Source organism: Bacteroides congonensis (assembly GCF_900130125.1).
GTDB lineage: Bacteria > Bacteroidota > Bacteroidia > Bacteroidales > Bacteroidaceae > Bacteroides > Bacteroides congonensis.
Genome location: NZ_FQXY01000009.1, coordinates 1,043,124 through 1,059,953, shown reverse-complemented (window position 1 = coordinate 1,059,953; position 16,830 = coordinate 1,043,124). Strand labels below are relative to the sequence as shown.

The 16,830-nt window shown below is 39.6% G+C and carries 15 protein-coding genes; 3 read left to right on the top strand and 12 right to left on the bottom strand.

What is annotated here, in order from left to right:
• Positions 1-76: 76 nt before the first annotated feature.
• A complete protein-coding gene (locus BQ7997_RS11095) occupies positions 77-1,228 on the bottom strand; it encodes an imelysin family protein (RefSeq protein ID WP_073346261.1) in 1,152 nt (383 codons plus the stop codon).
• 29 nt (positions 1,229-1,257) lie between these two features.
• A complete protein-coding gene (locus tag BQ7997_RS11090; protein WP_044656872.1) occupies positions 1,258-2,598 on the bottom strand; it encodes a hypothetical protein in 1,341 nt (446 codons plus the stop codon).
• A 429-nt stretch (positions 2,599-3,027) separates the two neighbouring features.
• Between BQ7997_RS11090 and BQ7997_RS11085 the strand changes: the two genes are divergently transcribed.
• Positions 3,028-4,137, top strand: coding sequence for an alpha/beta hydrolase (locus BQ7997_RS11085; protein WP_139260900.1), 1,110 nt, complete (start codon positions 3,028-3,030; stop codon positions 4,135-4,137).
• A gap of 154 nt (positions 4,138-4,291) precedes the next feature.
• Here BQ7997_RS11085 and BQ7997_RS11080 read toward each other — a convergent pair whose 3' ends face one another.
• The 4 genes from BQ7997_RS11080 to BQ7997_RS11065 all read right to left on the bottom strand — a co-directional run bounded on the left by BQ7997_RS11080 (position 4,292) and on the right by BQ7997_RS11065 (position 7,739).
• Complete coding sequence (locus tag BQ7997_RS11080) at positions 4,292-5,314, bottom strand: TQO small subunit DoxD (RefSeq protein WP_073346256.1); 1,023 nt, start codon at positions 5,312-5,314, stop codon at positions 4,292-4,294.
• A 155-nt stretch (positions 5,315-5,469) separates the two neighbouring features.
• Complete coding sequence (locus tag BQ7997_RS11075; RefSeq protein ID WP_022137895.1) at positions 5,470-5,832, bottom strand: DUF2023 family protein; 363 nt, start codon at positions 5,830-5,832, stop codon at positions 5,470-5,472.
• 34 nt (positions 5,833-5,866) lie between these two features.
• Positions 5,867-6,373: a flavodoxin FldA gene (fldA, locus tag BQ7997_RS11070; protein WP_022137894.1), complete on the bottom strand. Its 507-nt coding sequence runs from the start codon at positions 6,371-6,373 to the stop codon at positions 5,867-5,869.
• Positions 6,374-6,563: 190 nt separating this feature from the next.
• Entirely contained in the window at positions 6,564-7,739 is a 1,176-nt protein-coding gene (locus BQ7997_RS11065; protein ID WP_073346254.1) for a phosphoribosylaminoimidazolecarboxamide formyltransferase, read from the bottom strand.
• Positions 7,740-7,945: 206 nt separating this feature from the next.
• Between BQ7997_RS11065 and BQ7997_RS11060 the strand changes: the two genes are divergently transcribed.
• A complete protein-coding gene (locus BQ7997_RS11060) occupies positions 7,946-8,650 on the top strand; it encodes a hemerythrin domain-containing protein (RefSeq protein ID WP_073346251.1) in 705 nt (234 codons plus the stop codon).
• On the top strand, positions 8,640-9,251 hold the full coding sequence (locus tag BQ7997_RS11055) for a helix-turn-helix transcriptional regulator (protein ID WP_044656870.1): 612 nt from the start codon (positions 8,640-8,642) through the stop codon (positions 9,249-9,251). Before BQ7997_RS11060 ends, BQ7997_RS11055 begins: the two co-directional genes overlap by 11 nt.
• A 555-nt stretch (positions 9,252-9,806) precedes the next feature.
• On the opposite strand, the gene BQ7997_RS11050 is transcribed toward BQ7997_RS11055, so the two are convergent.
• The 6 genes from BQ7997_RS11050 to BQ7997_RS11025 form a co-directional block, all read right to left on the bottom strand.
• A complete protein-coding gene (locus BQ7997_RS11050) occupies positions 9,807-10,454 on the bottom strand; it encodes an acyltransferase (protein ID WP_073346249.1) in 648 nt (215 codons plus the stop codon).
• The gene (locus tag BQ7997_RS11045) at positions 10,406-11,350 is read right to left on the bottom strand and encodes a glycosyltransferase family 2 protein (RefSeq protein ID WP_073346246.1); all 945 of its coding nucleotides are present in this window, start codon (positions 11,348-11,350) and stop codon (positions 10,406-10,408) included. Before BQ7997_RS11045 ends, BQ7997_RS11050 begins: the two co-directional genes overlap by 49 nt.
• A gap of 15 nt (positions 11,351-11,365) precedes the next feature.
• A complete protein-coding gene (locus tag BQ7997_RS11040; protein WP_022137888.1) occupies positions 11,366-12,529 on the bottom strand; it encodes a sugar transferase in 1,164 nt (387 codons plus the stop codon).
• A 15-nt stretch (positions 12,530-12,544) separates the two neighbouring features.
• Complete coding sequence (locus BQ7997_RS11035; RefSeq protein WP_022137887.1) at positions 12,545-12,910, bottom strand: response regulator; 366 nt, start codon at positions 12,908-12,910, stop codon at positions 12,545-12,547.
• Positions 12,911-13,146: 236 nt separating this feature from the next.
• Positions 13,147-15,531, bottom strand: a complete 2,385-nt coding sequence (locus BQ7997_RS11030) for an LruC domain-containing protein (RefSeq protein WP_073346555.1) — start codon at positions 15,529-15,531, stop codon at positions 13,147-13,149.
• 244 nt (positions 15,532-15,775) lie between these two features.
• Positions 15,776-16,816: an asparaginase gene (locus BQ7997_RS11025; protein ID WP_022137885.1), complete on the bottom strand. Its 1,041-nt coding sequence runs from the start codon at positions 16,814-16,816 to the stop codon at positions 15,776-15,778.
• Positions 16,817-16,830: the final 14 nt, after the last annotated feature.

Genomic DNA, 16,830 nt, shown 5'->3' with positions numbered 1-16,830 from the left:
TAACATACCAAAGAAGTAAAGGGGGATTTCGGTATCCCGCCTTTACTTCTCAATACTATCTTAGTAAGATAAATCTTTACTGTACTTTACGAGGTACACCGTTTTTGTAGAGTAAGAACTCCAGTGTATGGAAACCACGTACGTTCTGAGCTGATTCAACGGCAGCATCGTCATCATCATCGCTCCATTCCAGATCGCTCCAACTTTGAGAGTTCAGAATCTGTACGATTGCATTTTGGTCCAAAGGCCAGCTATCCATGTTGGGGTCAAGTCCCATTTCGTCTACCGGACCGAACAGGAATGCTTCGCTTTTTTCCCAAGGTTCACGTGCGGTGATCCAGGCAGCACAAGCAGTTTCAAATGCTTTGTTCGATGGATTGTCTGCAAGTGCTATCACTGCATTGTATAATGCATCATTTTTTTCTTTCAGATTTTTGTAAGTCGGTACTACTACTGCATCGACATAGCGTGTTACTACAGGATTAAGTACTGCATCGCTGTTGATACCGTTATTATTATTCGAAATATAGGACTTCAAGTCATTTTTCAATAAGCTTTCCAAATCTGCGCAAGCATTCATTGCCACTACTGTTTCATCACTGGCAATGTGATTACGGAAAGGCTGCGGAATATCTTGAATGGCTTCTGCGGCTGCTTTTATAGCATTTTTTATTTTGGTGTCTAGTGTCGGGTTAACACCAGCAATCACTGTTGCCAGAGAGTTGGTATTGATACTACCGTCCAAAGAACCATAATAAGCATTTCGGATCGAATAGATGTTATTGGTATAGTCATCACGAGAGTGCCAGCTATACCAGGACTCTACAGCATATAATGCTTCTTCTGTGTTTCCGGCTTTGTACAAGTTGTATGGATCACCGATCTTGGCAGTACCTACCTCGTTGGCAATTTCCGCGCATTTGTCTACGATTTCTTCTACGCAACTCAGAGCGCTTGCATAAGCTGAACTATTATGTGCTTTGAAAAGATCGGCATAGCTTGTTCCGCCTTTATAACTTGAATTCCATGCATCATAAAGATTGGTTGCGTCTGTTTTCAGGAGAGCTGCAACGTTTCTCATGTAATTATGCCAGCTTGAAGCATTTTCAGAGGTGTAGTCGATATTTGCAGGATCCACTATCGGATTGTCATCATCACTACTACAAGAAGTTGCTGTAAATGCCAGTCCCGCTATCAGGGCTGCAACATAAAAGAATTTTGTTTTCATCTTATCTAAATTAAATAATTAATTATTTGTTATTTCTTGATAAACCATCCTATATAGGCTATTCCGATAGAAAATTCGTTTTCACTGTTGTAGGCTTTGGATACGCCGAAAATCTTGTTTGTTCCGATTTGACGTGTCGCATAGTCCGCCTTTACTACCAGATTGGGCAAAGCATACCAGTTCAAACCTGCTGTCCACATACTTACCTGACAGCGTTTTTCCATTGTCTGACCTTTTTCTCCCTTTTCTTGTGGATTATAGTATTCGTAACGGGCAAATGGATAGATTACCGGAATTTTCTTGCTGCCACCGAATACTGAACGGATATTGATACCGGCTTCAGCTGCATAACTTATCGCATTCTTAGCTACCGGAGCCAAACGGCTGTAAGGCGATTTATTCGATAACTTGACATTTGCCTGGCTTACTCCTGAAGAGTTTCCTAAATTCCCATACACGACGTTACCGCGTGCTATTACGTATTTATTGCGATACTGTGCGTCTGCCGTATAGATACGCACCGGAATCTTTCCGTAGCTTGAATAAGTCTGTTCCTTGTCTGAATTGGAACCTGCATCTGCGCAATAATAGAAGGATGCGCCTACACGCAATCCCGGAACTCCTTTATAATCCAAACGGAATACATAGGCGGGAGAAGTAAAGTTGTCTTCTTCAAAGATTCCCTGTTTACCACTGCCTACCCATGTGTTACGGTCGAAGCCGTTGGGATTCAGACCCGCTACGACCATAGCCTGATAATCGAAACTTGCATAACCTTTTCCGAAGGAACCGAAGATTTCAAGTCCGTTCTCATGCCAGGTAGAGGGCAGGAGGGTGGTTTCACCTTCCGGGCGCGAAGGTCCGAAGAAATTAACCGGCTCATGGTGGGCATTGGTCAAGCCCACCGGGACGATGATATGTCCGGCACGTACATTGATAGACCGATGAATCAGGCGTGTGATGTGAAATTGTTCAATAGCCACTTCACCACCTTTTTCTACTTCGGTTTCGTATTCACCATTTTCTGTATTTTCCAATTCGAAAGCAGTACCTGTTCCACCGGATTCAAACTCAATCTCAGCACCGAGTATCCATTTGGAATTGAATTTGTAATCAAAGGCTACAACAAAACGGGGAATGGAGATTGTGTTCCTGTTTTTCTTAGGATTACCGTCGTTGCCGCCATAAAAGCGGTTGATACCGTAGTCTTTGAAGTTTGCGACCATTTCACCATATCCCCCAAAGCGGAATTTAGTATATTCTTCCGTAGAAGAAGATTTACTGTCTTTAGAATTATCTGTTGTTTCCTGCGCTGAAAGTGTGAGAGAAGAGAGGAAACAAAGAATAACGATTGCAGTTATTTTTCTCATCTTTTTAATAATTTTATCGACTGCAAAGTTAGGTGGTGTTAAAAAATGTGGCAATACCTATTAGTAGGCATAGTTGTTTCTTAAATTCAATATATGTAGGTAATTTTAAGCTAAAACGGGTGGATTTAGGGAATGAATGGGAAAGAAAATTAACAAAGGTGCATATCAGTAAGCATATATTTGAGGTATGCAGGTTAGCCTTTGGTATTTATACATTTTTTGAGACTCTTATTAAGGATGTTTACTGCATAAAGTAAAATCAGTAAATATTGTAATTTGTAGGTATATGACCAATCGTAAATTTTTTCGTCTTGTTTGTAATAAATAAGTTTAAATGTCGACATATATAGAAAATGGAGAGTGCGTAGCTGAATTTTCTGTTTGTTCTGTCGACATTAATATCTATAAACTAATTTAATACAATATGTTATGAAACGAATATTATTCCTGATGTTGATAAGTTTGATGAGTTTCAATCTTATGGCATTTACATCTGAAGTGAAAACTGTCAAACTTGAAGACGGTGAAGTAATCAATACCCGTATCTGTTTGCCGGACAACGACGTCGCAACTATTGTTTTTTGTATTTCGGGGACAGGGCCGAGTACCTATTTGACAAAACGTCCGACGTTTAATTATAATGACGAATTGGCTAAGGGCTTTTGTGAACAGGGACTTGCTTTTTTTACTTATGACAGACGCGGGTGTAAAACCGGAGAGAAGCCGCCGTTCTTTGTAGAAGTGGATTCGGTGAAATATGCTAAATATGGACCGTTGCAGGAAGCGGAAGATATAGAAGTGATGATTTTGTCACTTTTTAAAGACCGGAGATTTAAGAAATGTAAGATAATACTATATGGAATAAGTGAAGGGACTATAATTGCTCCAATCGTGGTTGAAAGAGGAAATGTCAAAATTGATGCCTTGCTATTGCATGGTTATGCACATGACAATATGTTTGATATTATAAAATGGCAGAATGAAGGATATGGAGTAATGAACATGGTTAATGCTGTTTTTGACCGGAATGGGGATAAGGCAATTAGTTTCGAAGAATATGAGAATACGGATAAACAAGTGCTTGCCTGTAAATCACAGCTATTTCAGAATGCACCGTTCGAATCGTTGGATGTTGTAAAAGATAGTCTTATTGATATTCGTGACATTAGGAGAATGCGGGCTCCTTTTCATGATTATTTAATGAAATGTGTAACAGAAAATAATTGGGCATGGATAAAAAGTAACTACTTTAATGTTATGCCTCAATGGTTTAAGGAGCATTTCTGTCTGGAACCTAACAAGACTAGACTTTTAAGAATAAATATTCCTATATATGTGTTTCATGGGAAAGATGATGCTAATGTTCCTGTAGAAAGTGTGTTGGATTTGCAAGCACGGTTCGATGTATGTAATAAAACAAACTTGACTGTATATGTTTTTGAGAAACACAATCATGACTTGAACTATTTGGATTGGTTGTCCGATAAAAAATGGTCTGAAGGGTATAAGACGATATTTAGAGTTGCAAAGAATATATAAATTCATTCTAAATCAAAAAGATAGCCTTCAGAACTATGAGGAAAGCTGTTGAATTGAATATAAAAGGAAGTTTATACAATGAATAACGGCACATATTAGTCTGCTATTTTCATCTAATATGCGCCGTTCTATTATTAAAATCGTTTGTTTTGATTTAGTTGACAATCATATCTTGCTTCCATACAGTTCCACTGATGTCAGTCAAAATTAGTTCATACTGACCTTCAGGCAAGTTCTTCAGTGTATTGTCTGTGATGTTTAGAGTTGCTTTGCTGCCTAGTGGGATAATAAGACTGTGTTTGCCCGGAGCCACTTTGGCTACATAATCATTCTTTATATCGGTAAGCGGGAATTGTGACAGTTCTTCTCCATTCTTTTGAATCACTACTTTGCCATTGGCCTCTTTTAGCGTAATACCTATAAGGAAAGAACCATATACGTCGGCACCTTCTACACGATATACTTTAAAGGAGAGAGTCCCATTATCAATCTTTGCATCTGAGAGTTCGATTTTGGGTTTTACGGATTTGTTATGTAACGGCCCCCATACACCATTATGAAAAGCCTGATTGGTGTATAGCGCAAGTATGAACAATACGACTGCACCGCTGATTGCCACTTTACTAAATCGCTTGATAGACAACGGAAGTTCACCGGAAGTGATCCATACCAGCCATTTGTTTTTGGGCAACTCGGATTGTAACAGGTAATCCAAAGAATATTTGCCGCCACCGGAAAGGAAGATAGTAAATCCCGCCGATACGCCTAAAATACCTATTTGCCATTCATCGAGACAGGTAGTTCTCAACCAGCCGGAGCCTAACAGGATGCCGAATGCAAGACTGAATACACCTATACTCATCAATCTTGTAAAGAAGCCGAACATATACAATAATCCGACTACACCTTCGACGATGGTGAAGATGATCATTGCCCACCAAAGTAAATCGGGAGTGCTGACAAGATATTCAATGATAGGTTTGATTCCTAGTGAGTTAGGAAGGAAGTGATTAAACTTTTCTCCGATGTATCCGGCAGAATCCGGGATGAGTTTGTTTTCGAGGGCAAGTCTTCGCCAAAAGGCTGAAAAATAAGTCCAGCCGACAATAAGTCGTAACGAAAGGGTGAAAATACCGGCCAGTGTGTAGGCGGTGAGTTGTTCTTGTTGTTGCTTCATTGCAATGTTTGATTTGGTTGTAATTGAGGGAATCGTTTCTTGTATAACAAGTTTCCATTGGAAAATGTTCTGATGGATACCTGTTTTTTAAAGAAACGATTCCACTCAAGACAAACCACATACAAACAAAGCTAAACTTATGCTAAGGTTATCGCTTACACTGCAATCTTTATACCTTCTTTTTTACTGCAATACCGTTTGCATTGCTGGCAAAGGTCATATCCCAGCATGGCTCCCAAAATAAAATCTTCTTCGGCGGTCAGCTGATTCAAAGGGCGAATGATGATATGCCGCATAGCTTCCATACATTCGTGCTTTCCAAAAAATAGGTTGATTTTATTGGTACCTACTTCTTGTATCATATAACTGATTTTTTGATTTTTCAACCGGCGGATGGCAAACTCTTCGTGCTCTCTGCTCATTGTATAAAGTACCATATTGCGTACGCCTTTTTTAAACTCATAAATGTGATTAAGGAAAATCCTGATTTCACCGGGAATGATTCTTTCAGTAGCCATGATGCAAAGTATTCTTTAATATATAAAGGTAAAGTTAACTGATTTCTTGTTTCACTTGTTCAGCCCATGCACTGATACGCTCGTCTGTCAGGTTGTCTTCGTTGACTTCATCAAGCGGAAGCCCTGCGAACTTACCGTCCACAACAGCGATGGAAGCGTCGAACGTATATCCTGCCGTATCTACCGAACCGCAGAACTTGCAACGGGTATCTTTCAAATCTTCATAAAGAATTCCTATTGCGTCACAGAATGTATCTGCATAAGAATCCGAATCACCGCAACCGAACAAGGCTACATATTTGTGAGACAAATCACATTTCTTTAAAACTTTCACACCGTCATACCAGTCGTCCTGAAGTTCGCCTGCTCCCCATGTGGAAGAACCAAGTACTAACACATCATATTCATTTACTAATGCTTCTGTAAGTTTGGATACATCAAATACATGTTCCGAAGAAACATCCAATTTCTCTGCAATTCGACGGGCAAGGTCTTCTGTTGTTCCGGTAGTGGAACCGTAAAATACTCCAATTTTATTCATCTTGATTTTGTTTTAAATGTAATGCCGCAAAGATAGGGTGTCCTTTATAAATAGGAAATCCCCATTTATAATGGAATAATTGTCTCATACTCATTATAAATGGGGATATGTAAAATAAGAAGTTAACTTTAACATTGGTAAAAGTTAGGATTAACAACTGTAAATCTTCACTTTTATAGGGGATGCTTTTTTAATGGTGGAACAAGCGGATACCCGTAAATGCCATTGCCATATTATGCTTGTCGCAAGTACTGATAACATGGTCGTCACGAACAGAACCGCCCGGTTGCGCAATGTAACTGACACCGCTTTTGTGTGCTCTCTCTATATTATCTCCAAACGGGAAGAAAGCATCCGAGCCTAAAGCTACCCCAGTCATGGTATCCAACCAGGCGCGTTTTTCTTCGCGAGTCAGGACTTCCGGCTTTTCAGTAAAGAACTGTTGCCAAATACCGTCTGCCAATACGTCTTCATGGTCTTCTGAAATGTATACGTCGATGGTATTGTCACGGTCGGCACGACGGATTTTGTCAATCCATGGCAGGTTCATCACTTTCGGGTGTTGGCGTAAATACCAGATATCAGCTTTGTTGCCCGCCAGACGCGTGCAATGAATACGGGATTGCTGACCTGCGCCGATACCGATTGCCTGTCCGTCTTTTGCATAGCAAACGGAGTTGGACTGCGTATATTTCAAAGTGATTAAGGCAATAATCAAATCACGTTTGGCATCAGCCGGAATTTCTTTGTTGGCTGTGGGCATCTCTTTCAGAAGACTTTCATCAATTTTCAGTTCGTTTCTTCCCTGTTCGAAAGTCACGCCGAAAACATCTTTGTGTTCGATAGGAGCAGGACGATAAGCAGGATTCATCTTGATAACATTATAGGTGCCTTTTCTTTTATTCTTCAGAATTTCCAAAGCTTCGGGAGTATAATCCGGTGCAATAACACCGTCAGACACTTCACGGTTGATGATACGTGCTGTTTCTTCATCACAAGTATCGGACAATGCGATAAAATCCCCGTAAGACGACATTCGGTCTGCGCCACGTGCACGTGCGTATGCTGTTGCCAATGGCGACAGTTTCACGTCATCCACGAAATAAATCTTTTTCAGTGTATCGCTCATTTCCACTGCAACGGCAGCGCCGGCCGGACTGACATGCTTGAAGGAAGCGGCAGCCGGTAGTCCGGTAGCTTCTTTCAGTTCTTTTACTAACTGCCAACTGTTGAATGCATCTAGCAGATTGATGTAACCGGGACGTCCGTTCAGTACTTCGATAGGGAGTTCACCTTCTTTCATGAAGATACGGGCAGGCTTTTGGTTAGGGTTGCAGCCGTATTTCAATTCGAGTTCGTTTGCCATTTTATTAATTATTACGAGTTATTAATTACAAATTGATAGCGACAAAATTACTAAAAAAAGAGATGCTCGCCTATACTTGGGACACAAAATAGTAGCATATAATTGGTATTTAGCAATTTGTAAAGAATCAAAATACCTATAAATGATGATTGTATATCCGTGAAATATTCCGTTTCTTTGCAGCCTCTAATATAAAGTAGGTATCGATGGATAATTTACAAAAATATAAATCAACTGACAAGATGATTGATCTTATCAGTGACGACTATTCTTTATTGCAAGTGATGAGCCGCTTCGGGCTGTCATTAGGTTTCGGAGATAAAACAGTAAAAGAGGTCTGTGAACAGAACGGAGTAGACTGCCAGACTTTTTTAATTGTGGTCAATTTCATAGCTGAAGGCTTTTCACGGCTGAATGGTGATAAGGATAATATTTCCATACCGGGATTGATAGACTACCTGCGACAAGCGCATAGTTACTTCCTTGATTTTTCTCTTCCTGCCATACGGCGTAAGCTGATTGAGGCTATCGACTGCTCACAAGATGACGTCGCTTTTCTTATTCTGAGGTTTTTCGACGAATATACACGTGAAGTACGTAAGCACATGGATTATGAAGAGAAAACCGTATTCAAGTATGTCGATGCGTTGATTGCGGGGAATGCTCCGAAGAATTATCAAATCAGTACATTCTCCAAGCATCATGACCAGGTAGGAGAGAAGTTGACGGAACTGAAGAATATTATTATTAAATATTGTCCTGCCAAGGCCAATGAGAATCTTTTAAATGCCGCTCTTTTCGATATTTATGCTTGCGAGGCCGGTTTGGAATCTCATTGTAAGGTAGAAGATTATATTTTTGTTCCTGCTATTCTGAACTTGGAAAGGAGGATTAGAGAAAATGAAAAATAGTGAAGTTATCCGAATTGCGATTGCCGAAACATCTGTGATTATTCGTGGCGGATTGACTGCCGCTTTGAAACGTCTTTCTAATGTAAAAGTACAGCCCATTGAATTGCTTTCTGTTGAGGCATTAAATGATTGTGTCCGGACGCAGTATCCTGATATGCTGATTGTCAATCCGGCTTTTGGTGATTATTTTGATGTGGGTAAGTTCCGGGAAGAAACATCCGGCAAAAGAATACGTGTGATAGCTTTGGTTACTTCCTTTGTAGACGCTTCTTTGTTGAGCAAGTACGATGAGTCTATTTCTATCTTTGATGACTTGGAAATTCTTTCCAAGAAGATTGCAGGTTTGCTGAATATGGCTTCTGAGGAAGAAGAAACTGATAGTCAGGATGCACTCAGCCAACGGGAGAGAGAAATTGTAATCTGTGTGGTGAAAGGAATGACGAATAAGGAAATTGCGGAAAAACTGTTTTTGTCCATTCACACAGTCATCACTCACAGGAGAAATATTAGCAAAAAATTGCAAATACACAGTGCTGCCGGTCTGACTATCTATGCTATTGTAAATAAGCTAGTTGCGCTGAGCGATGTGAAAGATTTATAGTCTAATGAAATGTTATTAAATATAAAACCGTTTGCGCACACGGAAATTATTCGTACCTTTGCAGTGCAGTTGGGAAATTGCTATTAGTTTATAAGGTAAAAGAAAATATGAAGGTATTAGATTAGACAATAAATTTAAGGTATTAAAGTTTTTAGTTCAATAGGAAAGTTTTTAATAGAAGGTAAAAGGATAACAATAGGTAAGAAGTTTTAGGGTAAAAAGAAGATTAGTTTTCAGGAAAAAAGAGGTAAGGAAAAGAAAAGCCTTTAAGGCTTTTCTGATGTGAGGCGGGTGGTTCCATAGAGGAATTAACTCGTTTTTTTTATTTTGAAATAAACCTGCGTATACATATCTTGGTCTTGTTGGGATTATAAAATATCATTTAAAAACAAAATCCCGACGAAATCGCTTCGGCGGGATTCTATTTCATTTTTACTTAAATGTGGCTACGTAATAAAATTATGACTAATTAATTCAATTCTGATACTGCAAAGATAGTGCGTTTCAGAATGTGTCACAATCACCTATATAAGGTATATTACGCAGCTATTCTCATTATTTATGGTTACTAGTAGGTGTTTTCTCTACTTTCTCCCATTCTTTTGTTTCAAAATTGTACGCTTTGATGATTCTAGCAGGGCATCCCGCACATATGGAATAGGGAGGAACGGAATGACTGACTACACTTCCGGCAGCCACTACGCAATGTTTACCTAAAGTGACGCCCGGAAGAATCACCGAATTGGCGCCTACCCATACATCATCCTCGATAACAACGGGTTGTGTACTCACCCCCTGTTCGTCAATCATCTTTTCCGCATCCTGATAATTGTGGTTGAGTCCGGTGACAGTTACATTTTGAGCCAGGTTGACATGATTACCAATAGTAACGGGACCTATGATTGTATTTCTTAGTCCGATACGGGTATAATCCCCGATTGCCAAATCGCCGACAGCATTGTTAAGACAGGAGAAGTCTTCCACCACCGAATATCTTCCTAAAGAGAATCGATTGAAAGGGGGAAGGTCTTTGCGTACACTTCGGTAGATAACAGAACCTTTTCCGCGTTTCAGATAGATGAAATCGAAAAGACGTATCCACCAGTTAGGGCGTGTCTTGACGGGATGCATGATGAAACGATGAATTGCTTGCTTTAAGCCGGGATTTCCTTTAATTCGCTGTTTAAGTGTCTTTTTCTCCATATTGAATGTTTTTTCTTCTTCTTATCTTCTACCAAATAATCAGGAATTGCCAAACTGTATGTGATTAGTAAACCGAAAAGCAGTATCCACCAACTAAATGATGAAGTCCAGTCGTATCCTGTAATCAATAAAGCCCAAATGCCTACGAAGATACACAATTTTAGTGGAGAAGGTATCAATTGCTGTATAATCCGGTTAAAGAAACTCCAGTTTCCTTCTAATAAAGAAGGAAGCAGATAGGAAGCCATCTTCCGGATACGTTTCCGATAAGGGCAGACAGGGGAGGACTGGCAGTAAACGATTGCGTCCGGCAGGTAATCTATATAAATATTCTGTCGGAGTAACTTCCGCTCAATGTTGGTTTTGGAACTTTTCAAATTCTTTTGCAGCCATTCCAAATCAATAGCCATATTGGTTCCGAGTAAATTGGATGACAATCCAAACTGAGTGTTTCCTGCTCTGCAAATACTGTTTTTTATTTCATCACACAGGATGCGAAAACGGTTTCGAAAGCCTTGGCGGTTTTCGGTAATTGAATGTAATTGGATTGCCTGTATGCCTGAATCGTAGGCATCGTATATCTTGTCCATCAATCGTGGTGACAAGGCACAGGCTGTATCAGACAGAATAAGTACCAGGTCATACTGTTCTTTGTCCAAACTGTTGATACGTTGGTACAAGTCATTATAGGTGATAAACTCGTAAGGCTCTTCTTTATAGATGGTTATAAGTGGACTACCTTCCGGGATAAGAATCGCACAATGGTACTTCTTCTTGGTTTTTGAATAGATGATATGCTTGAAATGCGACGCCACTGCCAATATAAAAAGATATAGAAATAAAACTCCTGTGAAGAAGAATACCAAATCATCTAGTATGTAGATATAAGAGTCCATTGTCCGAAAGGGGAATTATACGTTCTCTTTTTGAACAAATGCAGTGACTGTCTTCAGGATGATTTTTATGTCCAGCCAAAAAGAGAATGTTTTTGCGTAGGTGATGTCCAGTTGCTTACGCTCTTCGGCGGAAAGCTTTCCGGCTTCCCCTCTTTTCTCCACCTGCCAGAGTCCGGTTAGCCCTGCCGGTCCCATAAAACGGTCGATATGCTCATCACTGGTCAGTAATTCAGCTTCATAGAGTGGGAGAGGGCGGTTGCCTACTATCGACATATCCCCCTTCAATATATTAATGAGCTGTGGCAACTCGTCAATGCTATATTTACGAATGAACCGTCCGATTTTCGTGATTCTGGGGTCATTCTCCAGTTTCACGAACGCATTACTCTTTTCTTTGGATTTCTTGTGAATATAATCTTCTTCGGTGATAACGAAGTCGTCAGATATCAGGAGGATTTCTTCTTCGTCGGCATTTTCATTAAGTTCTGCTTCCGGTTCTTCTTCCTCTCCCCAAATGTCCTGCTCTTCTTCCTGATATTGGTTGAGAGCGTTGAAGTCTTTCAGATGCTTGTCGGCATCGGTGTACATCGAGCGGAACTTGAGGAAGTCGAATATCTGATAATTACTTCCTACACGTTTGGATTTGTAGATAATCGGGCCTTTACTCTCTATCCGGATGGCTAATGCCGTAAATATCAAAAGGGGAGAAAGACACAGTATTGCCATTCCCGAAAAGAATATGTCAAAAGCTCTTTTCCATAATGGCAGCTTGAAAGCGTTTATATTTTGCGCTTTGAGTTGAAGAGCTTTTATTTTTTGCTCTTTCCTGCGCTTGAGGAAGGTTGACAAGTCAGTCAGGGCTTCGTGTGTGGTTTCGTATTTGATGGTATTGTTGATTCCGGCTTTGAGATACTCTGACGCTTCCTCTTTGGATAAAGAATCAATGACGAGTACCATATAAAGCCCCGGATATTTTTTGCGCATATAGCGTATATCAGCAATATCTTTAGACAGGTTTACCTGCTCAAAAAATAGGGCAGCGTCATATTTTTCCCGTATCTTATCCAGTACTTTGATAGCTTTATTGCAATTCGATGCCGCATAGAATACCCCTATACTTAGTTTAGAGAACAGCTCGATTGTTTTACTATCTTTGCCTATGTAAACAAAATATTGCATGTGGAAGCTCCGGTATTAGTCGATAATCTTTTTTATTCGGATTTTAAGTTCCAAAGGATTGAATGGCTTCAGGATGTAGTCTTCAGCTCCCTCTTCCAGTAATCTGATTCTTTCTGTTGTACTCTCTTCGCTAGACAGCATAACGATAGGAATTGACTTGAATAACTCATTATTCTTCATGTATTTTAAAAATTCATCTCCCATCATGAGGGGCATACGAATGTCCGAAATAATAAGATCGGGCATATTACCCTCATTAAGCCATTCTATAGCTTTAATAGGATCTTCCAAATAGGTAAAATCATAATCTTTTCCTAAATAAACCCCTGCTACTTTCCCGATTGTCGCCTTATCGTCGACTAGTAATATTTTTTTCTTCATACGAATAGACCTTTCTATCGCTTGCTTTGTTATTGATTTATAGATTTGTTTGCTGTCACATTAAATTTGTGACGCTGTGCAAATATAGATATTATTTTAGAATAATCTCTCAATATAGGGAGCTAAAATTCATGATATGTATAATTTTCTCTATAAAATGCAAATCGGCGGGAATTTAATGAAAGACACGGACTCCACTATTTATGAAATCCGTGTCAACAAATCATGTTTAGTTTTTATTTGTATACTTTGGAGGAATCGAAAGTCTTCCACCAATCTTGATTCTTGCTACCGCCACTTGTCACCCAACTTTCAAACAGGGAGTAGGCGTTCTTGATGTTCGTATATTCCAAAGGCCATTGGAATTCGGTCGGAACCATAATTCCCCATGCCAGATTCTCTTTACTGATGTAATATCTCTTGCGTGAAGTAGAGCTGTCATCGTTATTTCCACCGAACAAATCAGTATTCGCCAGTTTGGTTGGCTGATAACCGGCAACGTGAATTTCTTTACGGTTGTTTCTGTTTCCTTCTACAAAGATGAAAACATTCAACTTGTTAATGTTGAGCTCGTCAACAGAAATCGGATTACTGAATTTAATTGTGAAACTAATATTCTTTGGACTTTTATTGTTTGAACTGTTTTTGATGGTATTAATTTGTTCGTAGCGATTAAGCCCTAATGTCCTATGTGCATCGTCAAACAACGGAATCACCGCATAATCCTGTCCATTTTCAATCCGGTTATTATTCACATTGAAGTTTTGGATAAGCGAATTGTCGCTGAACTCTACCGGTTGTGTGATGGCACTGGCAGGAACGCCATCCAGCATGATGGCAGCTCCGATACTCTTGGTTGCTCCGGCAGCCGATAAGTCAATACTTAGTTTAAACTCCTGCGCCTTATTATCTTTATTAATCGAAATCTTTCTTTCTTTGATAATCAGAACCACGTCATTCATATCATAATCTCCGTATAGCGGCCATTGGTCTTCGAATAAATATGCATAGTTACGAGTGTCATCTACTATGATCGGATAGTCAGGGTCTTTAGGTTCTTCACCTTCGTTTCCGTTATTCTTAGTACCTGTACAAACTTCGATTACGGTTTTGGATTCTCCTGTTTTAGTGATATATGCACCATTCTGTATGTAGAAATTATTCCACCATGGGTTCTTTTCTACATGGTTATCAGATTCAATGGCCAAATTACCGTCATATGTGAAACCTTGTCCGGTTATTACCGGAGATTTTATCATAGAAGCATTTTCACCTTTTCCATAAAAAATAACATGACCAGTTTTTAAATCTATGCTTGTAGTTGCGTCTAGCATTGAACCGTCATTCAAGTTTACTGTTCCATTCATAAATTCCATCTTGGGTGCTTTGAGGTATCCCTGATTGAAGTTGAACGTAGCTCCGTTTTCATAGAAAGAAGTAGTAGCTTCCATACTACAAGAATTGTTGACGGTAGTATTAGTGAAGCTCATCGTCTCAAATACCATTATATTAGTATTCGTAATAACAGCATCTGAATTGGCGATTATTTTTTTACCATAAAGCTCTCCGTTATTCTCTAATGAGAAGTTAGAAGGAAGATTCAGTTCGCCTTCAAGCTCAATCTTATTATCATTAACAATTTGCGTGTTAGAATTGATTGAGATGTCTTTACTTGTTATTGTTCCTTTATTATAGAGAGCTGCACCAGAGTGTAGTGTAGCATTATTTGTTACTGCCAGTGTACCCCAGTTTCTTAATGCGGCAGGTTCGCCATTCGTGAATGATATATTTTGAGTCGCAACGCTACCCTGATCCATAATGGTCAACATAGAATTTCTGATAAATGTCATTGTTCCTGATGCTTGGATTTTAGCATCGTCCATAACGATGATTTCGATACCGTTTTGGAATTCAAAATTTGATGGAATAGTCCATTTTGCATCTACATAAACTTTCGTTGCAATCTCACCATTATATCCATCAAATTTGAATGTGCCGATATAATCAGAAGTGATTTTGTAGGATGCATCGCGCAGTAAAGTAGTCCCGCTCATTTCTGTAATTTCTTTAGCGCCATCCGGTATCGTAGAATAATCCGGTTTTTCAAAAGAAATACCTCTTGTTGCGACAGCACGGCTCATCAACGCTCTATTTTGTGCGGCAGATTCTACATAATAGAGTTTACAAGTCATATTATCACTGTTTTCCGGTACATCGAATTGATATACCTGTTCACGTCCTCTAGGGTCGATTTGTTTGATGTAAATCCCCTTTTGAGTTGATAGTAGACTGATGGCGGCTGTAACTTTGAAGTTATTGCCTTTGTCAGCCGTCATTGTAGTAAGTGCGGAAGCACTTTCGTTGGCAAGAGGATCATCTGCGTATATTTCTACTAAATAAGCATAAAGACCACCTTCTTCATCTTTCACTTCGACTGATACATTTTGGGTTGTCATCATGTTCCAATCGAAACCATCGGGAGCCGCAAAACCGTCACCCATTGGGTTAGGTGTTTCATAAGACGGATCATATAAATCCTTTCCTGAATCGACACAACTGGACACAGTGCCTGCCATTGCAATAGCAATGATTGGCACAAATTGAATTGTTTTTTTCATCATACTGTAATATTGCTTGATTGTTTGTAACCAAATCTTATACAAAAATAGTCGCATATCTTATATTAAAGATGTGTTTTTCTCTATTTTATGTAATGAAAACAACTCTACTTCCGTTTTGGTTTCACTTTGGCTACGTTAGGATTGTTTAAGGCTCTGTATGAATACAAAAGAAATCCCCTAACATTCTCTTTTACAGGAATCTGTAAAACGAAAGTTAGAGGATTGTACTAAATCTGTTTATTTCTTAGGGCTTGGTGATTTCACCTATTAGACAGGAGTTCATTTTGTATCGGATGTCTTGGTTGGATAATCCGTGTCCCAATAAAAACATGAGTTTGGTTATGGCACATTCAGGGGTACTATCGTATCCACTGATGACACCCGCTTCCAACAGATGCATCCCTGTCTCATAGCGTCCCATCTCTACCGCTCCTGAAGCACATTGGGTGATGTTCACGATAATAATCCCCCGTTCGGTAGCTTCCTTCAGTTGGCGGATAAACCACTCTTTTTGTGGCGCGTTTCCTGACCCGAAAGTTTTCATTACCACCGCTTTCAATCCGGGAACATGTAGGAGAGAAGTTACGATACTCTCTTGGATACCGGGAAAAAGTGTCAGTATAACCACATTTGTGTCAAATAGATAATGCGGTTTTAAAGGCTTGGTAAGGTCGGGCTTACGGATAAGGTTAGGCTCATATTTAATATGAATACCTACCCGTGCCAGTGGCGGGTAATTAAAAGACCGGAACGCATTAAAGTTTTCCGCGTTTATTTTGGTAGTACGGTTACCACGCATCAAGTGATTCTCGAAGAATATGCATACTTCGGGAACGATGGCAGTGCCGTCCGGGTTCCTGGCAGCGGCGATTTCAATAGCGGTGATGAGATTTTCTTTTCCATCCGTCCGTAAAGTTCCGATAGGAAGTTGCGAGCCGGTGAGAATAACAGGTTTGCTTAGGTTCTCGAGCATAAAGCTTAAGGCAGAAGCAGTGTAAGCCATGGTGTCCGTTCCATGAAGGATAACAAAACCATCAAAATAATCGTAGTTATAATTGATAATCTTCACCAGTTTTGCCCAATAAGCAGGCTCCATATCCGAAGAGTCGAGAGGTGGTTCGAATTGATAGGAAGAGATACGATAGTTGAATCTTTTCAGTTCGGGAACATGCTTGAGCAGATGGTCGAAATTGAAATTCTCTAAAGCACCAGTTTCAGGATTTTCTATCATTCCGATAGTTCCACCCGTATAAATTAACAAAACAGAGGGAGTATCTACTTTCATAACCGTTGAATTTC

Bases quoted from the DNA above. Each gene is read 5' to 3' on its own strand.
- BQ7997_RS11025 (WP_022137885.1), bottom strand. From the start codon at position 16,816: ATGAAAGTAGATACTCCCTCTGTTTTGTTAATTTATACGGGTGGAACT.
- BQ7997_RS11050 (WP_073346249.1), bottom strand. From the start codon at position 10,454: ATGGAGAAAAAGACACTTAAACAGCGAATTAAAGGAAATCCCGGCTTA.
- BQ7997_RS11090 (WP_044656872.1), bottom strand. From the start codon at position 2,598: ATGAGAAAAATAACTGCAATCGTTATTCTTTGTTTCCTCTCTTCTCTC.
- BQ7997_RS11035 (WP_022137887.1), bottom strand. From the start codon at position 12,910: ATGAAGAAAAAAATATTACTAGTCGACGATAAGGCGACAATCGGGAAA.
- BQ7997_RS11060 (WP_073346251.1), top strand. From the start codon at position 7,946: ATGGATAATTTACAAAAATATAAATCAACTGACAAGATGATTGATCTT.
- BQ7997_RS11080 (WP_073346256.1), bottom strand. From the start codon at position 5,314: ATGAAGCAACAACAAGAACAACTCACCGCCTACACACTGGCCGGTATT.
- BQ7997_RS11065 (WP_073346254.1), bottom strand. From the start codon at position 7,739: ATGGCAAACGAACTCGAATTGAAATACGGCTGCAACCCTAACCAAAAG.
- BQ7997_RS11030 (WP_073346555.1), bottom strand. From the start codon at position 15,531: ATGATGAAAAAAACAATTCAATTTGTGCCAATCATTGCTATTGCAATG.
- BQ7997_RS11055 (WP_044656870.1), top strand. From the start codon at position 8,640: ATGAAAAATAGTGAAGTTATCCGAATTGCGATTGCCGAAACATCTGTG.
- BQ7997_RS11075 (WP_022137895.1), bottom strand. From the start codon at position 5,832: ATGGCTACTGAAAGAATCATTCCCGGTGAAATCAGGATTTTCCTTAAT.
- BQ7997_RS11040 (WP_022137888.1), bottom strand. From the start codon at position 12,529: ATGCAATATTTTGTTTACATAGGCAAAGATAGTAAAACAATCGAGCTG.
- BQ7997_RS11045 (WP_073346246.1), bottom strand. From the start codon at position 11,350: ATGGACTCTTATATCTACATACTAGATGATTTGGTATTCTTCTTCACA.
- BQ7997_RS11095 (WP_073346261.1), bottom strand. From the start codon at position 1,228: ATGAAAACAAAATTCTTTTATGTTGCAGCCCTGATAGCGGGACTGGCA.
- fldA (WP_022137894.1), bottom strand. From the start codon at position 6,373: ATGAATAAAATTGGAGTATTTTACGGTTCCACTACCGGAACAACAGAA.
- BQ7997_RS11085 (WP_139260900.1), top strand. From the start codon at position 3,028: ATGAAACGAATATTATTCCTGATGTTGATAAGTTTGATGAGTTTCAAT.